The sequence below is a fragment of the Nocardioides sp. CER19 genome, from assembly GCF_029846275.1.
Taxonomy (GTDB): domain Bacteria; phylum Actinomycetota; class Actinomycetes; order Propionibacteriales; family Nocardioidaceae; genus Nocardioides.
Genome location: NZ_JARVWS010000002.1, coordinates 1,356,249 through 1,374,020 on the forward strand (window position 1 = coordinate 1,356,249; position 17,772 = coordinate 1,374,020).

The 17,772-nt window shown below is 72.5% G+C and carries 14 protein-coding genes; 10 read left to right on the forward strand and 4 right to left on the reverse strand.

The features are described from left to right. Positions 1-5: 5 nt before the first annotated feature. From QDS12_RS14985 to katG, 5 genes are all read left to right on the forward strand, one after another. Positions 6-464: a RimK/LysX family protein gene (locus QDS12_RS14985; protein WP_279880453.1), complete on the forward strand. Its 459-nt coding sequence runs from the start codon at positions 6-8 to the stop codon at positions 462-464. Further along, positions 454-1,485, forward strand: coding sequence for a succinylglutamate desuccinylase/aspartoacylase family protein (locus tag QDS12_RS14990; RefSeq protein ID WP_279880181.1), 1,032 nt, complete (start codon positions 454-456; stop codon positions 1,483-1,485). The genes QDS12_RS14985 and QDS12_RS14990 overlap by 11 nt, the downstream gene beginning before the upstream one ends. Positions 1,486-1,642: 157 nt before the next feature. Continuing rightward, positions 1,643-3,046, forward strand: a complete 1,404-nt coding sequence (locus tag QDS12_RS14995; protein ID WP_279880183.1) for a lytic murein transglycosylase — start codon at positions 1,643-1,645, stop codon at positions 3,044-3,046. A gap of 106 nt (positions 3,047-3,152) precedes the next feature. Beyond that, positions 3,153-3,554, forward strand: a complete 402-nt coding sequence (locus tag QDS12_RS15000) for a Fur family transcriptional regulator (RefSeq protein ID WP_279880456.1) — start codon at positions 3,153-3,155, stop codon at positions 3,552-3,554. Positions 3,555-3,578: 24 nt separating this feature from the next. Continuing rightward, complete coding sequence (gene katG / locus QDS12_RS15005; RefSeq protein WP_279880185.1) at positions 3,579-5,834, forward strand: catalase/peroxidase HPI; 2,256 nt, start codon at positions 3,579-3,581, stop codon at positions 5,832-5,834. 217 nt (positions 5,835-6,051) lie between these two features. On the opposite strand, the gene QDS12_RS15010 is transcribed toward katG, so the two are convergent. From QDS12_RS15010 to trxA, 3 genes are all read right to left on the reverse strand, one after another. Continuing rightward, on the reverse strand, positions 6,052-6,993 hold the full coding sequence (locus tag QDS12_RS15010; RefSeq protein WP_279880186.1) for a hypothetical protein: 942 nt from the start codon (positions 6,991-6,993) through the stop codon (positions 6,052-6,054). A 173-nt stretch (positions 6,994-7,166) separates the two neighbouring features. Continuing rightward, positions 7,167-8,702 carry an SDR family NAD(P)-dependent oxidoreductase gene (locus QDS12_RS15015; protein WP_279880188.1) on the reverse strand — a complete coding sequence of 512 codons (1,536 nt, stop codon included), beginning with the start codon at positions 8,700-8,702 and terminating at the stop codon, positions 7,167-7,169. Positions 8,703-8,743: 41 nt separating this feature from the next. Further along, positions 8,744-9,121, reverse strand: a complete 378-nt coding sequence (gene trxA / locus QDS12_RS15020; protein ID WP_279880190.1) for a thioredoxin — start codon at positions 9,119-9,121, stop codon at positions 8,744-8,746. Between the two features lie 455 nt (positions 9,122-9,576). Here trxA and leuS point away from each other — a divergent pair, with 455 nt between their 5' ends. Next, the gene (gene leuS, locus QDS12_RS15025; protein WP_279880192.1) at positions 9,577-12,069 is read left to right on the forward strand and encodes a leucine--tRNA ligase; all 2,493 of its coding nucleotides are present in this window, start codon (positions 9,577-9,579) and stop codon (positions 12,067-12,069) included. 121 nt (positions 12,070-12,190) lie between these two features. On the opposite strand, the gene QDS12_RS15030 is transcribed toward leuS, so the two are convergent. Continuing rightward, positions 12,191-12,313, reverse strand: a complete 123-nt coding sequence (locus QDS12_RS15030) for a hypothetical protein (protein ID WP_279880194.1) — start codon at positions 12,311-12,313, stop codon at positions 12,191-12,193. 210 nt (positions 12,314-12,523) lie between these two features. Here QDS12_RS15030 and QDS12_RS15035 point away from each other — a divergent pair, with 210 nt between their 5' ends. From QDS12_RS15035 to holA, 4 genes are all read left to right on the forward strand, one after another. After that, complete coding sequence (locus QDS12_RS15035) at positions 12,524-13,384, forward strand: DegV family protein (RefSeq protein ID WP_279880196.1); 861 nt, start codon at positions 12,524-12,526, stop codon at positions 13,382-13,384. A 101-nt stretch (positions 13,385-13,485) separates the two neighbouring features. Further along, on the forward strand, positions 13,486-14,445 hold the full coding sequence (locus tag QDS12_RS15040) for a ComEA family DNA-binding protein (protein ID WP_279880198.1): 960 nt from the start codon (positions 13,486-13,488) through the stop codon (positions 14,443-14,445). Between the two features lies 1 nt (position 14,446). Further along, entirely contained in the window at positions 14,447-16,738 is a 2,292-nt protein-coding gene (locus tag QDS12_RS15045) for a ComEC/Rec2 family competence protein (RefSeq protein WP_279880199.1), read from the forward strand. A gap of 52 nt (positions 16,739-16,790) precedes the next feature. After that, positions 16,791-17,747: a DNA polymerase III subunit delta gene (gene holA / locus QDS12_RS15050; protein ID WP_279880201.1), complete on the forward strand. Its 957-nt coding sequence runs from the start codon at positions 16,791-16,793 to the stop codon at positions 17,745-17,747. Positions 17,748-17,772: the final 25 nt, after the last annotated feature.

A 17,772-nucleotide genomic window follows, 5' to 3' on the forward strand; every position in this document is an offset into this window, starting at 1 on the left:
GCGCGGTGGGATGGCGTGAGTGGGTCGGTCTCCCGGGTGTCGGCGTGGAGTGGATGAAGGCCAAGATCGACACCGGCGCACGCACGTCGTCGCTCCACGCGTTCGACCTCGCGGAGTTCGAGCGCGACGGTGAGTCGTGGGTCAGCTTCGAGGTGCACCCCTGGCAGCGCAGCGCCGCGGACGCCGTCCGCGTCGAGGTGCCCGTGCACGACCGGCGCACGGTCCGCAGCTCGTCCGGGCACAGCGAGGACCGGGTCGTCGTACGGCTCGACCTGCGGCTGCTCGACCGGGTCGTGCCGGCGGAGGTGACTCTGGCGCGCCGCGACGAGATGGGCTTCCGGATGCTGGTCGGACGCGAGGTGCTGGAGCAGGGGTACGTCGTCGACGTGTCGAGCTCCTACCGAGGCGGTCGCCCGGGGCGGGCCGTGCGGCGGTCGAACCGGAGGCGCGTGGATGGCTCGTGAGTCGTTCGGCATCGGCGACGTTCGGGTGCGGGCGGGTGCCAGCCGGGCCGTCGAGCTGCCGCTGACCCGGCTCGTCACGGGCGGTGACGTCAGCATCCCGGTGCAGGTCGTCCACGGCCGCGAGCCGGGACCGGTGGTGTGGGTCAACGCGGCCATCCACGGCGACGAGGTCGTCGGTGTCGAGGTGATCCGGCGGGTCCTGGGCCAGCTCTCCGCGAAGACGCTGCGGGGCACGCTCGTCGCCGTCCCCGTGGTCAACGTGCTGGGCTTCATGACCGGCGATCGCTACCTGCCCGACCGGCGCGACCTCAACCGGTCCTTCCCTGGCTCGGGGCGTGGGTCGCTGGCCGCGCGGATCGCCCACCTGTTCATGACCCAGGTCGTCGCCAAGTGCGAGCTCGGCATCGACCTGCACACCGCCGCCGACCGGCGCGCCAACCTGCCCCAGGTGCGCGCCGACCTCGACGACGCGGAGACCCGTCGGCTGGCCCTCGCCTTCGGGGCGCCCGTCGCGCTGCACGCCTCGCTGCGTGACGGCTCGCTGCGCCAGGCGGCGCGGGCGGCCGGCGCGCGGGTGCTCGTCTACGAGGCCGGCGAGGCGCTGCGGTTCGACGACGAGTCGATCGACACCGGCGTGATCGGGGTCCTGCGGGTGCTCGACACGCTGGGGATGCTGCCCGAGGAGGAGGGTGTCGACGAGGCCGACGACGAGCCGCGGCCCACCCTCGTCTCGCGCGCGAGCGGCTGGGTCCGCGCCCGGGGGAGCGGCGTCCTGCAGCTCGACGTCCAGCTCGGCGACCTGGTCGAGGTCGGCCGGCGGCTGGGCGGGATCAGCGACACGCTGGGCCGCCGGGTCCGGCTGGTCCACGCCGACCGCGCCGGGATCGTCGTCGGGCTGAACCGCGCGCCGCTGGTCAACACCGGGGACGCCGTCGTCCACATCGCCGCCGTGGACGAGGACCAGCCGGGTCACGTGGCCGACGATCGGCGCCTCACCGCACGCCGGCAGCGTGGCGTGTGACAGATCCTTCATCGAGGTAGACCGTCGCCGATCCTTCACCTAGGTTGGGGGAAGGGTTCATCCGAATCCGGTCGGGGCACTAGTCCCGAGAGGGATGATGCGGTGTCGCCCCGCATTCCCTTCCCGGGCGGCGCAAGTCGGAGGGAGAGGTCGCACGATGACGCCGCGGATCGGCAACCTGCCGAAGGCCATCTCGTTGGTCCCGCTCGCGGCGCTCTCGGTGGTGTGCACCTATGCGGTGGCGCGTACGCCGAACGGCGAGGTGCCGGCCGTCATCGGAACGGCCAGCGACAACCCGACCTCGGCCACCTCGACGCCGGCCACGACGCCCACCCCGCCCGCCAGCGCCCTGGTCGTGCCGCCCGCCACCCAGGCTCCGGCCAGCGTCTGGAGCGCCGGCGGGACGGCACCGGCGGCTGCGGCCGTCGTACCCGCGTCGGTGCTCTCCGCACCCGCGATCCCGCCTGTCGCACTCGCCGCCTACCAGCGCGCCGCGACCGTCATCGACAGTGCCGACGCCACCTGCCACCTCGACTGGAGCGTGCTCGCCGGGATCGGCCGGATCGAGTCGGACCACGGTCGTCATGCCGGAAGCGCGCTCGACGCCAACGGGCTCGACACGCCCAGCGTCATCGGTCCGGCGCTCACCGGGATCGGCGGGCGGATGCTGGTGAAGGACACCGACGGTGGCCTGCTCGACGGCGACACGAAGTTCGACCACGCCGTCGGGCCGATGCAGTTCCTCCCGTCCACGTGGTCGGTCGTCGGCGTGGACGCCGACGGCGACGGGCAGCGCAACCCGCAGGACATCGACGACGCCGCCCTGGCCGCCGCCGTCTACCTCTGCTCCGGCCCCGAGGATCTCGCCACCGACGCCGGCCGCCAGACCGCACTGCTGCGTTACAACCACTCCACGTCCTACGTGTCCGCCGTGCTGGGCGTCGCGGCCGCCTACCAGGCCGGGACCGGGCTCGCGGACCCGAGCTTCGTGACCGCCCGCCTGGTCTCGCCCGTGCCGTTCACGGTCGAGCCGAGCCCGACCGAGCCGGCGGGCACTCCCGGCCACCAGCGTCACCAGCGCCACCAGCGCCACGCGAAGGGCACCGTCACGTCGCACATCGGCCACCCGGCGCACGCCTCCGGCCAGCCGGGCACCGCGGGCACCCCCGCCTCGCCGATCCAGCCGCCGGCGAGTGGCGAGCCGACTCCTGGCGGGGGGACGACGACACCCCCGGCCACGGCAGCCTCCACCAAGGACCTCACCGACCTGTGCACCGATCGGATCGACAAGGCCTACCAGCCGACGCCGGCGGATGTCCGCGACCAGGCGATCACCAGCTGCGTGCACTCGCTCGACGGGAAGACGCTCGACGACGCCAAGGCGAACGTGGACGACGTCGTCACCAAGCTGCCCGAGACGATCGACGGCCTCGTGCCGACGCCGTCGGCCGATCCGACGCCGAGCGGCAGCCCGACCCCGACGGACGGCTCCAGCGCCACCGACCAGCCGACGTCGACGGGCAGCAGCGACGCCTCCGCGGACCCGACCGCGACGCCCTGACGTCCCTGTCGGATCCGGTCACCCGACACGTCCTTCCATATTCTTGACTTGTTCAAGAAAAAGGGAAAGGGTGGGCGATGTGCCAGCGACGAACGACCTCGAGCAGATGCTGCGGGAGGTCGGTCTCCGGGTGACGCGGCCGCGGGTCGCCGTACTCGGTGCCGTCCACACGCTCCCGCACGCCGACACCGACTCCATCCTCGGTGCCGTTCGCGCGGAGCTGCCCGAGGTGTCCCACCAGGCCGTCTACGACTCGCTGCACACCCTGACCGCCAAGGGGCTGGTGCGCCGCATCCAGCCGTCCGGTTCCGTCTCTCGCTACGAGAGTCGTGTGGGTGACAACCACCACCACGCGGTCTGCCGCTCGTGCGGCGTCATCGTCGACGTCGACTGCGCCCACGGCGCGGCGCCCTGTCTGACCGCCTCCGACGATCACGGCTTCGTGATCGACGAGGCCGAGGTCATCTACTGGGGCCTGTGCCCCGACTGCTCCACCGCAAGTTCCTGAGTAATCGCCCCTGGAAGGAAGCACATGTCCGAGAACGAGAGCCCGCAGGGCATCGACCGCAAGGCCGAGGGTGGCTGCCCGGTGATGCACGACAGCGCCGCTGCCCACGGCAGTGAGAGCGAGAACCCGGCTATCGACTCGCCGACGCCGAAGACCGGCGGCCGTCCTCACACGAACAAGGACTGGTGGCCCAACCAGCTCGACCTGTCGGTCCTCCACGCCCACAGCCCGGCCGGCAACCCCCTGGGCGCCGACTTCGACTACGCGGCGGAGTTCGCCAAGCTGGACGTCGAGGCGGTCAAGCGTGACGTCGTCGAGGTCCTGAACAACTCCCAGGACTGGTGGCCGGCCGACTTCGGTCACTACGGCGGCCTGATGATCCGGCTCAGCTGGCACGCGGCCGGTACCTACCGGATCCACGACGGCCGCGGCGGCGCCGGCGACGGCGCCCAGCGGTTCGCGCCGCTCAACAGCTGGCCCGACAACGTCAGCCTCGACAAGGCGCGCCGTCTCCTGTGGCCGGTCAAGAAGAAGTACGGCCAGAAGATCTCGTGGGCCGACCTGCTCGTCCTGGCCGGCAACGTCGCGCTGGAGGACATGGGCTTCACGACGTTCGGCTTCGCGTTCGGCCGTGAGGACGTCTGGGAGCCGGAGGAGATCTTCTGGGGTCCGGAGGACGCCTGGCTGGGCGACGAGCGCTACCAGGGCGAGCGCGAGCTGGACGACCCGCTCGGCGCGGTCCAGATGGGCCTCATCTACGTCAACCCCGAGGGCCCGAACGGCAACCCGGACCCGGTCGCCTCGGCGCGGGACATCCGCGAGACCTTCGCCCGGATGGCGATGAACGACGAGGAGACCGTCGCGCTGATCGCCGGCGGTCACACGTTCGGCAAGACGCACGGCGCCGGCCCGGCCGACAGCGTCGGCCCGGAGCCCGAGGCCGCCCCGCTCGAGGCGCAGGGCCTGGGCTGGCAGAGCTCCTACGGCACCGGCAAGGGCATCGACACGATCACCTCGGGTCTCGAGGTCACCTGGACCTACCACCCGACCCGGTGGGACAACGAGTTCTTCCACATCCTGTTCGCCTACGAGTGGGAGCTGTTCAAGTCGCCCGCCGGTGCGAACCAGTGGCGGCCGAAGAACGGCGCCGGCGCCGGCCTGGTGCCGGAGGCCCAGGGCGAGGGCAAGCGCGAGCCGCGCATGCTCACCTCGGACCTGGCGCTCCGGTTCGACCCGGTCTACGAGAAGATCTCGCGCAACTTCCTCGAGAACCCCGACCAGTTCGCCGAGGCCTTCGCGAAGGCCTGGTACAAGCTGCTCCACCGCGACATGGGCCCGGTCACCCGCTACCTCGGTCCGTGGGTGCCCGAGCCTCAGCTGTGGCAGGACCCGGTGCCCCCCGTCGACCACGAGCTGGTCTCCGAGGCGGACATCGCGGCGCTCAAGGGCAAGCTGCTCGACTCGGGCCTGACGGTGTCGCAGCTCGCGACGACCGCCTGGGCCTCGGCCGCCACCTTCCGCTCCACCGACAAGCGCGGTGGTGCCAACGGTGCCCGGATCCGACTGGAGCCGCAGCGCGGCTGGGAGGTCAACCAGCCGGCCGAGCTCGCGACCGTGCTCGCCAAGCTGGAGGAGGTCCAGGCGGAGTTCAACACCGGTGCCACGAAGATCTCGCTGGCCGACCTCATCGTCCTCGGCGGTGCCGCCGCGGTCGAGAAGGCCGCCAAGGACGCCGGCGTCGACATCACGGTCCCGTTCCGCCCGGGCCGCACCGACGCGACCCAGGAGCAGACCGACGTCGACTCCTTCCGCGTGCTCGAGCCTCGGGCCGACGGCTTCCGCAACTACGTCCGTCCGGGCGAGAAGCGGCCGCTGGAGACGCTGCTGGTGGACCGCGCCTACATGCTCGACCTCACCGCGCCGGAGATGACCGTCCTGGTCGGCGGCATGCGGGCCCTCGGCACCAACGTCGACGGGTCGAAGCACGGTGTGTTCACCGACCGTCCGGGCGTCCTGTCGAACGACTTCTTCGCCAACCTGCTCGCGCCGGGCACGGAGTGGAAGGCGTCCGACGCCGAGAACGTCTACGAGATCCGCGACGCCGCCACCGGCGACCTCAAGTGGACTGCCACCGCCAACGACCTGATCTTCGGCTCGAACTCGCAGCTGCGGGCGCTCGCCGAGGTCTACGGCAGTGACGACGCACAGGAGAAGTTCGTCAAGGACTTCGTCGCCGCCTGGACGAAGGTCATGGAGAACGACCGCTTCGACCTGAAGTGATCCAGCCGTACGACGACCGAGGGCCGGTCTCCCCGTGGGGAGGCCGGCCCTCGGCGTTGTCGGCGCGCCGGAGCCGGTGCAGTCGCCAAAGTGTCACCGTGACACTCCTCGCGGTGAGTGACACTTCGTAGCTGTCACTCGACCCGCAAAGGGTCACGGTGACACTTTGGCGACTGCGCCGGCCCTCCGCAGTCTCCGCACGTCACCCGGGTGGCCGTCAGCGGGTGCCGGGGCGGATGCCCGCCTGGGCGAGGACGCGGCCGAGCTTGTCGCGTGACAGGGCGATGTCCCATCCCCACCGTGCGGCGCGGGGGCGGTGTCGGCGTACACGATCCTCGCGGAGCTTCTCGTCCCACAGCACCTCCTCGGGGGTGCGTCCCTCGGTGAGGTCGCTGCGGAAGTACTTGCCCTTGCCGTCGAACTCGCCGAACGTCTCCAGCTCGGGCCAGTCGAAGTCGACGACGTCGTCGCCGGGCAGGTCGCCGCGGGGGAAGCGCACCTGCAGCTGGGGGCGAGGGACGCGGAGCAGCTCCATCTGACCCCTGCTGAGCGACTCGCCGGCGGAGTCTGACCGCGGATCGGCGAGTCGGAGGTTCCGCTCCGCCCGGGCACCGCCCTTCATCTGCGCTGGTACCAGGGCCACGAGTCGCTCGACCACGGCGAGCCCGGCCGGGTCGCCGGTGGGGTCCTCGTTGAGGAGCCGCACGAGGTGGTCGAGCGGCAGCAGCGCGTTCGGCAGGGGGAGCGCTGCCGCCAGCTGTACGGCGGTCCACTCCCTGCTGGTGACCACGAGACCGTCGGCGAGGCGGACCACGTGGTCGTCCGGGATCACCGAGCGATGGACCTTGACGCCGGCCGACGTCCGGCGGGCCTTGCCGGGTCGGGTCGCATGCACGAAGGCGGTGTCAGCGGCGAGCTGCGGGCAGCCCCAGAGCTCGGCCGCCGAGGCGTGCGAGAAGACCAGCCGCTCGGTCCGCGCCTCACGGGTGGCGTGGATGCGCAGGCGGTAGAGGTCGGACGCGGTGAGGTCCGCCCCGGCCGGGCGGTAGTAGCCGCGCCGGACACGATCGAGGCTCGCGTCGAGATGCGGCGGCTCGGCACCTTCGGCGCGTCGTTCGCGCGCCGACACGAGCATCTGACGCGGGTCGGGTCGGTCCATGGGGCCAGCCTGCGGGCGGCGTACGGACCGCGCACCCCGTGCACCGTCAGCCTGTGGATGACCAACATGTCACCGTGACACTTTGGCCCTCGAGTGACCTTTCAGAACGGTCACCCGAGCCGCAAACGGTCACGGTGACACTTTGGGGGCGCGCCGGAAACACCGGCCGCGGATCACCAGGGGGAGGGCTGGTAGTCCTTGAGGAAGCAGCCGTAGAGGTCCTCGCCGGCCTCGCCGCGGACGATGGGGTCGTAGACGCGGGCGGCGCCGTCGACCAGGTCGAGAGGCGCGTGCCAGCCCTCGGCGGCGATGCGCAGCTTCTCGTGGTGGGGCCGCTCGTCGGTGATCCAGCCGGTGTCGACGGCCGCCATCAGGATCTGGTCGGTCTCGAACATCTCGCCGGCCGACGTACGCGTCAGCATGTTGAGCGCGGCCTTCGCCATGTTGGTGTGCGGGTGGCCGGCGCCCTTGTAACGGCGGCTGAACTGGCCCTCCATGGCGGACACGTTGACCACGTAGGCCCGGCGGGCCCCCCGAGCGACGGCGGCCCGCATCGCCGGCCGCAGGCGCGAGACGATGAGGAACGGCGCGATCGAGTTGCAGAACTGCACCTCGAGCAGCTCCAGCGGGTCGACCTCGTCGACGACCTGGGTCCAGGAGTTGTTGGCCTGGATGTCGGGGATGAGGCCCCCGGCGTCGACGGCGGTACCGGCCAGGTGCGCCTCGAGCGACGCGCCACCGGCCTTGAGCGCGAGCGCCGTCATGGTCGCGGCGTTGTGGGCGGCGAGCGCGGACGCGTCCGACTCGCCCTCGTGGTGGGCGACCGGGTGCGCGGTGAGCGCGCCGGCGATCGCGGCGGGGTGCGCCTCGGAGATCCGGTCGAAGGTGACCATCTCGGGCAGCTCGAGGCCGCCGGGCAGCGGCGCCAGGGGTGCGTTCTCGCCCTCGATCAGGCTCGAGTACGCGCCGGGCAGGCGGCGAACGGTCTGGCAGGCGTTGTTGACGATGATGTCGAGCGGGCCGTCGGCGGCCACGTCGTCGGTGAGCGCGATGACCTGGGTGGGGTCGCGCAGGTCGATGCCGACGATCTTGAGACGGTGCAGCCACTCGGGGCTGTCCTCCATCGCCGCGAACCGGCGCACCGCGTCCTTGGGGAAGCGGGTCGTGATCGTCAGGTGGGCGCCGTCGCGGAGCAGGCGGAGCGCGATGTACATGCCGATCTTGGCGCGGCCGCCGGTCAGCAGCGCGCGTCGGCCGGTGAGGTCGGTGCGCTGGTCCCGCTTGGCGTGGCTCATCGCCGCGCACGACGGGCAGAGCCAGTGGTAGAACGCGTCGACCAGCGTGAAGTCCTGCTTGCAGATGTAGCAGCCGCGCGCCGTGAGCAGCTCGCCCGCGAACGCGCCCGCGGCGTTGGAGACCAACGGGATGCCAGCGGTCTCGTCGTCGATCCGGATCGGCGAGCCGGTCGCGGTCAGCTCGATGATCGCCTGGTCGTGGGCCTGCTTCGCCAGCCGGATCTCGGTGCGGCGTGACTTCTTCAGCAGCTTCCACATGTACGACGTCGCGCGCTTGACCGTCTGGACGTCGGCGTGGTCGGCCGGCAGCTCGTGGAGCTGACCGAGGACCTCGAGGGTGATCGCGAGCTTCTCGGGGTCGATGCCGGCCGGGACTGCCCCCGGAGCCGGGCCGGGTGCTGCCGTCGGTTCCACGGCGGTCACCCTAAGCGGTCACCGCCGCGGAACCGTAAGCGTCAGGCCTCCTGCGGGCGCTGAGCCTGCTCCTGGGCCTCGGCGAGGGCGGCGTCGACGTCGAGCTCGACGACGGCGTCGATGACCTGGGCGAGCGCCTCCCGGGGGAGCGCGCCCGGCTGCGAGAAGACGAGGTGGCCCTTCTTGAACGCCATCAGCGTCGGGATCGACGTGATGCGGGCGGCGCCGGCCAGCGCCTGCTCGGCCTCCGTGTCGACCTTGCCGAACACGATGTCCGGGTAGGTCTCGGAGGCGGCGTCGTAGACAGGGGCGAACTGGCGACACGGACCGCACCAGGACGCCCAGAAGTCGACGAGCACGATGTCGTTGTCGACGACGGTCTGCTCGAAGGTGTCGGCGGTGAGTTCGGTGGTGGCCATGCCTCTCACAACGGTGGGGGGCGGCGTCCCATTCCCGGCGGGAGAGCCCGGGCGAGGTGGGGGTCGGTGAGAGAAAAGGCACCGCCGGCCAGGGCACGCAACGGAGCGAAATGGGGGGGTCTTCGCTCCGCGGCGATGCGGTCCGGCCGGCGGGCGGAGACAGTCTGTCACGGCGCGCAGGCGGTGACAAACAAGGGCCATGGTCCCGGCGCGTCGAGACCTTGGGCCCGCTTGGCGGATGCGTCCGGCCGCGCGGCACGGCGTCCACCGAGCGGGTGGAGTACCCTGGAGGCGTGCGGACCACGACCCTTCTTCTCGGCCAGCCGCGCTGACCAGGGCAGGCTCCCGACCCGGGGCCTGCGCAGCGCGGCAACCCCTCCCTGTGTGAGGGGTTTTTTCATGCCACGAAGGGGTTCGACGCAGCCGGATCCGACCAGCGAGAGACTGAAGAGAACATGACCCAGGAACAGACCCAGGACGAGATCGTCTACGACGCCGACGCGCTGCAGGCCAAGTGGCAGCCGGTGTGGGAGCGGCTCGACCAGTTCCGGGCCGGCGAGCGCCAGGGAGCCGAGAAGCGCTACGCGCTGACGATGTTCCCCTACCCCTCGGGCGACCTGCACATGGGTCACGCCGAGGTCATGGCGCTGCACGACGTCATCGCGCGCTACTGGTGGCACCGTGGCTACGACGTGCTCAACCCGATGGGCTGGGACTCCTTCGGCCTGCCCGCCGAGAACGCGGCGATCCGCAATGACGAGCACCCGGCGACCTACACCTACGCCAACATCGAGACCCAGTTCCGCTCGTTCAAGAAGTACGCCGTCTCCTTCGACTGGTCCCGCCGCCTGCACACCTCCGACCCGGAGTACTACCGCTGGACCCAGTGGCTGTTCCTGAAGTTCCGCGAGCGCGGCCTGGCCTATCGCAAGAACAGCCCGGTCAACTGGTGTCCCAACGACCAGACCGTCCTGGCCAACGAGCAGGTGCTGTCCGATGGCACCTGCGAGCGTTGCGGCGCCGTCGTGACCAAGAAGGAGCTGACGCAGTGGTACTTCAAGATCACCGACTTCGCGCAGCGGCTCCTGGACGGCCTGGACGAGCTGGAGGGCCAGTGGCCTGAGCGGGTCGTCCACTCGCAGCGCAACTGGATCGGTCGTTCCGAGGGCGCCCACATCGACTTCGACATCAGCCTGGCCTCGGGGGGCACCCGCACGATCACGGTCTTCACCACGCGGCCGGACACGCTCTACGGCGCGACGTTCATGGTCGTCGCGGCCGATGCCGCGCTGGCGGCGGAGATCGTGGCCCCGAGCCAGGCGGACGCCCTGGCGGCGTACGTCGAGGACGTGCGGAAGTCCTCCGACATCGACCGCCTCTCGACCGACCGGCCCAAGACCGGCGTGGACCTGGGTGTCACGGCCACCAACCCCGTGACCGGTGAGCAGGTGCCCGTGTGGGCGGCCGACTACGTGCTGGCCGACTACGGCACCGGCGCGATCATGGCGGTACCGGCCCACGACCAGCGCGACCTCGACTTCGCGAAGGAGTTCGGTCTGCCCGTGCGCCGCGTCATCGACGTGGCGGGCGCCGACAACCCGGAGGAGACCTACGTCGCCACGACCGGTGACGGCGCCTACGTCAACAGCCCCGCGCTGGACGGCCTGACCGACAAGGCCTCGGGCATCTCGACGATCATCGCCCGGCTCGAGGCCGAGGGCCGGGGGACCGGCACCGTGAACTTCCGCCTGCGCGACTGGCTGCTGTCGCGGCAGCGCTTCTGGGGTGCCCCGATCCCGATCATCCACTGCGAGAAGGACGGCGAGGTGGCTGTCCCGGACGACCAGCTGCCGGTCCGGCTGCCGGAGAACGTGCGCGGCGCCGACCTGAAGCCGAAGGGCGTCTCACCACTGGCCGCGGTCGAGGAGTGGGTCAACGTCGAGTGCCCGACGTGCGGCGGCCCCGCCAAGCGGGACAGCGACACGATGGACACGTTCGTCGACTCGTCGTGGTACTTCCTGCGCTTCTGCTCCCCGCACTTCGAGGACGGGCCGTTCGACGAGCAGGCCGTGCGCGAGTGGGGCCCGATCGACCAGTACGTCGGCGGCATGGAGCACGCGGTGCTGCACCTGCTCTACGCGCGGTTCTTCACCTACGTCCTGCACGACATGGGCATGGTCGACTTCGAGGAGCCGTTCGAGCGGCTCATGGGCCAGGGCGTCGTCATCAACCAGGGCAAGAAGATGTCCAAGTCCCTGGGCAACGGCGTCAACCTCGGCGACCAGATCGACGCCTTCGGCGTGGACGCCGTGCGCCTGACGCTGGTGTTCGCCTCGCCGCCGGAGGACAACATCGACTGGGCCGACGTCTCGCCGGCCGGTTCGGTGCGGTTCCTGCAGCGGACGTGGCGGCTGTCGGGCGACGTCGCCTCGACGCCGGGCGTGTCGTTCGCCGACGGTGACGTGGCGTTGCGGCGGGTGACCCACAAGACGCTGCACGAGGTCGAGCAGCTCATGGAGTCCTACCGCTTCAACGTGGTCGTCGCCCGCACCATGGAGCTGGTCAACGCGACCCGCAAGGCGATCGACTCCGGTTGCGGCCCCGAGGACCCCGCCGTGCGCGAGGCGACGGAGGCCGTCGCGATCCTGCTCTCGCTGGTCGCGCCATACACCGCCGAGGAGATGTGGGAGCGACTGGGCCACACGCCGACCGTCTCCCGCGCCGGGTGGCCGACGGTCGACCCGGCGCTGCTGGTCGAGGACACCGTCACGGCGGTCGTCCAGATCGCCGGCAAGGTGAAGGGCCGGCTGGAGGTCTCCCCGTCGATCAGCGAGGCTGACCTCGAGGCGCTGGCGCTGGCCGACGAGGCCGTCGTACGCGCCATCGACGGGCGGCCCGTTCGCAAGGTCATCGTGCGGGCTCCGAAGCTCGTCAACATCGTCGTCTGAGGCGCGAGAGCGAGGAACGAGCGGGTCGCGTCGAAGCGACCATCGGATCGTCGTATGACGCCCCGGGACGTCATGCGGGTGGAGCGCCGGAGCGCTCCCTCCGTATGACGCTCCGCGAGCGTCAGGAGAACGCGAGCACCAGGGCGGTCAGGACCGCCATCAGGACGAGGACCAGGATCAACCCCGGCAGCTCGGCGTCCTGGTGGGACTCCGTCTTGCTGTACGGCTCGATGTCGGCAGTCATGTCGTCTCTCCGTCGTTGCGGGCCGGGATGCTCCCGGCCCCGTGCGGAAGCGGTCCTCGTCGGACGCTTCCCGCACATCCCCTTGACGATTGACTCGTACCCGATCGTTGGGGGACTCACGCCAACGGCTGCGTCACACCCCGGGCTCGCTCGGCTGAGGCCGGCGTGGACAGGGGGACGCTCACCCCGACCGGCCGGTAGTGTCGCCGCATGGGGCAGCAGGTCGTGGTCGTCACCGACTCCAGTGCCATGCTGCCCGCCGACGTCGCGGAGGCACACGGCATCGTCGTGGTGCCGCTGCACGTGGTCATCGGGAGCGAGGAGCTCGAGGAGGGCGAGCCCGGCACCAGCCCTGAGGAGATCGCCGCGGCGCTGGCCTCGAAGACCTCCGTGAGCACGTCGCGGCCCGCCCCGGCCGCGTTGTCCGCGCTCTACCGGCGCCTGGCCGACGGTGGCGCCGACGAGATCATCGCGGTGCACCTGTCCGGGGAGATGAGCGGCACGCTGGAGTCGGCCCAGCTGGCCGCCCGCAACGCGCCGGTGCCGGTCGTCGTGGTCGACACCCGCGCGGTGGGGCCCTGCCTCGGGTTCGCCGCGCTGGCCGCCGCCGAGGCCGTCGCGGCGGGGGCGTCCGCGGCCGAGGCCGCGGAGCAGGCACGCGCGCGGGCCGCCGCGACGACGTCGTACTTCTACGTGGACACCCTTGAGTACCTCCGCCGCGGCGGACGCATCGGCGCCGCGGCAGCGATGCTCGGCTCGGCCCTGGCCGTCAAGCCGCTGTTGACGATCGACGGGGGGCGCGTGGTCGCCCACGAGAGGGTGCGTACGTCGGCCCGGGCACTCGCCCGCCTGGAGGAGCTCGCCGTGGCGGCGGTCGCCGACGTGGCGCGGGTCGAGGTGGTGGTCGCCCACCTGCGCAGCGCCGAGCGGGCCGAGACGCTCGCGACGCGGATGGCCGAGCGCTTCGCCGACCGGCTCGTCGGCACGGTGCGCGTCGGCGAGCTCGGCGCGGCGCTGGGCGCCCATGTGGGCCCCGGCATGATCGCGGTCTGCGTCTCTCCGGCGCTCTGACGGGCCGGTCGCCGTCCCCAGGGCGGCCGCCGGGCACCGTTGTCCCCAGGCGGCGCGGGGCGTGGTCGCGAGCGTCGGCGCTTCTTCCTAGCGTCGCCGGCATGCGCTCCCGACCCGACCACCGTGACGCCGTCGCACGGCGGCTGGAGCTGCTGCGCGCCGAGCTCGAGCCCGACGGCGCGCCACCGGTCGAGGAGGATCCGTGGTGGGAGACCGCGCCGGTGCTCGAGCTGGTGCCGACCGAGCCCGACGACGCCGAGCCGCCGCCGGTGCCGGTCCCCGGGCGGCACGCCGCGCGACGGCGGGTGTCAGCGTCGGCCTGGCTCGGCGAGCGGGCCTCGGGCGCCGTGCCCGAGACGCTGCGCGGCCGTACCGGGGTCGGGCCGTGGCATCTCACCGTCATCGCCCTGTTCGTCGCCGGCAGCCTGGCGGTCACCTGCTGGTGGGTGATGCGCGGCGACCCGACGGTCACGCCGGTGGCGAGCGGCCCGGTGGCGCCGCTCGTGTCCGTGGGTGCGGGCACCCCGGCGTCTCGCGGGGCGCCTGGGACGCCCCGGGCTCCCGGCACTGCCTCGGCGACCGCGACGAGCGCCGGCGCCGCGGCGACGGTGACGGTCGACGTCTCCGGCAGGGTGCGACACCCCGGCGTGCTCCAGCTGCCGGCGGGCTCGCGGGTCGTCGACGCCCTGGAGGCCGCAGGCGGCGCCCGACCGGGCGCCGACCTGAGCGGGCTCAACCGGGCCCGCGTCCTGGTCGACGGCGAGCAGATCGTCGTCGGGCGTCCGGCGGCTCCCGCGCCGGGGGCCCCGGGGTCACTGGGGTCACTGGGCTCACCGGGGTCGTCGGGGTCCGGGACGGGCGCGCCCGGAGCGCTCGTGAACCTCAACACCGCGAGCGTCGACGAGCTGGACACGCTGCCCGAGGTCGGGCCGGTGACGGCGCAGGCGATCGTCGACTACCGGACCGAGCACGGCGGCTTCGGCTCGGTCGACGAGCTGCTCGACATCCAGGGGATCGGAGAGGTGACCCTTGCGAAGATCGCTCCCCACGTGACGGTCTGACGTGCCCGATCTGCGGCTTCCCGCCCTCGGCGCGGCGGCCTGGGTGGGAGGACTGCTGGCCGCCTTGGCGTTCCGCGAGCCGGCGGCAGGGCGCGCGTGCGTCGCCGTCGGCGTGATCGTGCTGCTCGCCCTCGCGGTCCGGCTGCACGGTGCCCACCGGCTGACGGCGGTCGCGGCGGTGCTCGTCCTCGTCGCCGTGGCGCTGGTCGGGATGCTCCGCCAGCACCAGGTCGCGCACGGCCCCGTCGCGATGCTCGCCGCCCGTCGTGCGGCAGTGACGGTCACCGGCACCGTCGCCTCCGATCCCCATGTCGTCCACGGGCGGTTCGGGACGACGGTGATGGTGCGGCTCGCCGTCCGCGCGGTCGCGGCGCGGGGAAGCGTGGTCGACCTCCGCAGCCCGGTGCTCGTGCTCGGGGACGAGGCGTGGCGCGGGCTGCCGCTCGGGGCGGCGGTCCGGGTCGATGGTCGCCTGGATCCGGCCGACGACCCGGGCGAGTCGGCGGTCCTCACGCCACGCGGACCCGTCCGCCTGACCCATCCTCCCGACCTGTGGTGGCGCGGCGCGGCGGCCGTCCGGGGATCGATCCGGGCCTCCGTGGCGCACCGGCCCGCGGAACCGCGCGCCCTGGTCCCTGCCCTCGTGGACGGCGACGACAGTGACGTCCCGCCGGGCCTCGCCGAGGACTTCCGGACCACCGGCCTCACCCACCTGCTGGCCGTCTCCGGCACGAACCTGACCCTGCTCGTCGGGTTCCTGCTGGTCGTGGCGAGGTGGTGCCGCGTCCGCGGCCGCTGGCTCTACGCCGTGGGCGCGCTCGGCATCGCCGGCTTCGTCCTGCTGGCGCGGACCGAGCCGAGCGTGGTGCGTGCGGCGGCGATGGGTGCGGTCGGCCTCCTGGCGATGGGGGCCAACGGGCGGCAGCGAGCGCTGCGCGGCCTCGGCGCCGCGGTGCTCGGCCTGATGCTGCTCGACCCGGCCCTGGCGACGTCGCTCGGCTTCGCCCTCTCCGCCCTGGCGACCGCCGGCATCCTCCTGCTCGGACCGCCCTGGCGGGACGCCCTCGCACGCTGGCTGCCACGCTGGCTGGCCGAGGCGATCGCCGTGCCGACCGCCGCGCAGCTCGCCTGCACACCGCTCATCGCCGCGATCTCGGGCCAGGTCAGCCTGGCGGCGGTCGGCGCCAACCTGCTCGCCGAGCCGGTGGTCGGGCCGGCGACGGTGCTCGGCCTGGCCGGCGGGCTGCTCGGCCTGGTCTGGGGCCCGCTGGGGCGTGCCGCCGGTACGACGGCGTCGTGGTGCGTCGCCTGGATCGCGTTCGTCGCGCACCGCGGCGCCGCGCTGCCCACTGCGCACATCGGCTGGGGAACGGGCGCCGGGGCGCTCCTCCTCCTGACCGTTGCCACCGGGGCGGTCGCGCTGCTCGGCCCACGCCTGGTGCGCCATCGATCGCTCGGCCTCGGCTGCTCGCTGGTGTTGGTCGCTGTGGTGGTGGTCCGGCTGCCCTCACCCGGCTGGCCGCCCGCGGGCTGGGTGCTGGTCGCGTGCGACGTCGGCCAGGGCGACGCCCTCGCCGTCCGCACCGGGCCCGGCTCGGCGCTCGTCGTCGACGCCGGTCCCGACCCCGCCCCGACGCGGCGGTGCCTGGACGACCTCGGCATCCGCTCCGTGCCGCGCCTCGTGCTCACCCACTTCCACGCCGACCACGTCGACGGGATCGCCGGCGTGCTGGCCGGGCGGCGGGTCACGGCGATCGAGACCACGCGGCTGGCCGACCCGCCTGCCGGCGTCAGGGAGGTCGCCCGGGCGGCGACCGGCGCGGGCGTGCCGATCGCTCCGGCGCCGTACGGCTCGACGCTGCGGTTCGGCGCGGTCACCCTCCAGGTGCTGTGGCCGCTGCCCGACTCGCCCGTCGAGGGACCGGGCGACGGCTCGACGGCCAACGAGGCGAGCGTGGTGCTCCTGGTCGAGAGCCACGGCCTGCGGCTGCTGCTCACGGGCGACGTCGAGCCGCAGGGGCAGGTGGTGCTCGCTCGACAGCTGTCCGGTCTGCACGTGGACGTCTTGAAGATCCCGCACCACGGCAGTCGCTACCAGGACGAGGACTGGCTGTTGTCGTTGCACCCGGCGGTGGCGATCGCCTCCGTGGGCGCGGACAACGACTACGGCCATCCGGCGCGGGAGACGCTCGACCCGCTCACCGAGGCGGGTGTCGACGTCTACCGCACCGACCGCGACGGCTCCGTCGCGGTCGTCGCCGACGAGAACGGGCTCCGGGTGTCGACGCACTGACCGCGGCGACCGGGTGCCGCGTTGTCGGCGCGCTGTGACAAGGTTTCCCCCGATGAGCGGACAGCGAGGCCCCACGGCGGCGGACGTGCTCGGCCGGGTCACCCTGGTGACCGGCAAGGAGGAATACCTCAGCGAGCGGACGGTGGCGGCCGTCAAGGGTGCGGTGCGGGCTCACGACGCCGACTCCGAGGTCGCCGACGCGCTCGCTGCCGACCTGACGCTCGCGACGCTGGGCGAGCTGTCCGCGCCATCCTTGTTCTCGAGCATCCGGTGCGTCGTCGTACGTGGGCTCGAGAACCTGCCGGACGAGTCCGTCGACGGGCTCGTCGGCTACGCGCAGGCTCCGGTCGACGACGTCGCCCTCGTGCTCGTCCACGGCGGCGGCCCCAAGGGCAGCGGCGTGCTGGCCAAGCTGCGCAAGCTCTCGACGGTCGTCGAGGTGAAGTCGGAGCCGGTGAAGCCCTGGGACCTGCCGAAGTTCGTGGTCGCCGAAGGGCGAGCCCGTGGCGCGCGGATCGACGGCGAGGCCGCCGGTGCGCTCGTGCAGGCGGTGGGCGAGGACCTGCGGATGCTCGCCTCGGCGGTCGAGCAGCTCGTGAGCGACTTCCCGGGCGCGACGATCGGCGAGGCCCAGGTGGCGCAGTACTTCGGCGGCCGCGCCGAGGTGAAGAACTTCGAGATCGCCGACGCCATGCTCGCGGGCCGGCGGCTGCAGGCGATGGAGGGCGTGCGCTGGGCGCTCGACTCCGGCACCAGCCCGGTCTACCTGCTCAGCAGCGTCGCGGGCCAGCTGCGGACGCTGGCCAACTACGTCGGCGGCAACCGCAAGAACATCAATCCCTACCAGCTGAAGAAGCTGCCGGGCGTCGCACGAGGCTGGGACGGGGAGTCGCTGGGTGCCGCCATCCGCGCGGTCGCCCGGGCCGATGCCGACCTCAAGGGCGCGGCCAGCGACCCGGCCTACACCCTCGAACGGCTGGTCCTGACGATCACCGGCCTGCGCCGGTAGCGGCGGGAAATGACGGAAGGCCCCG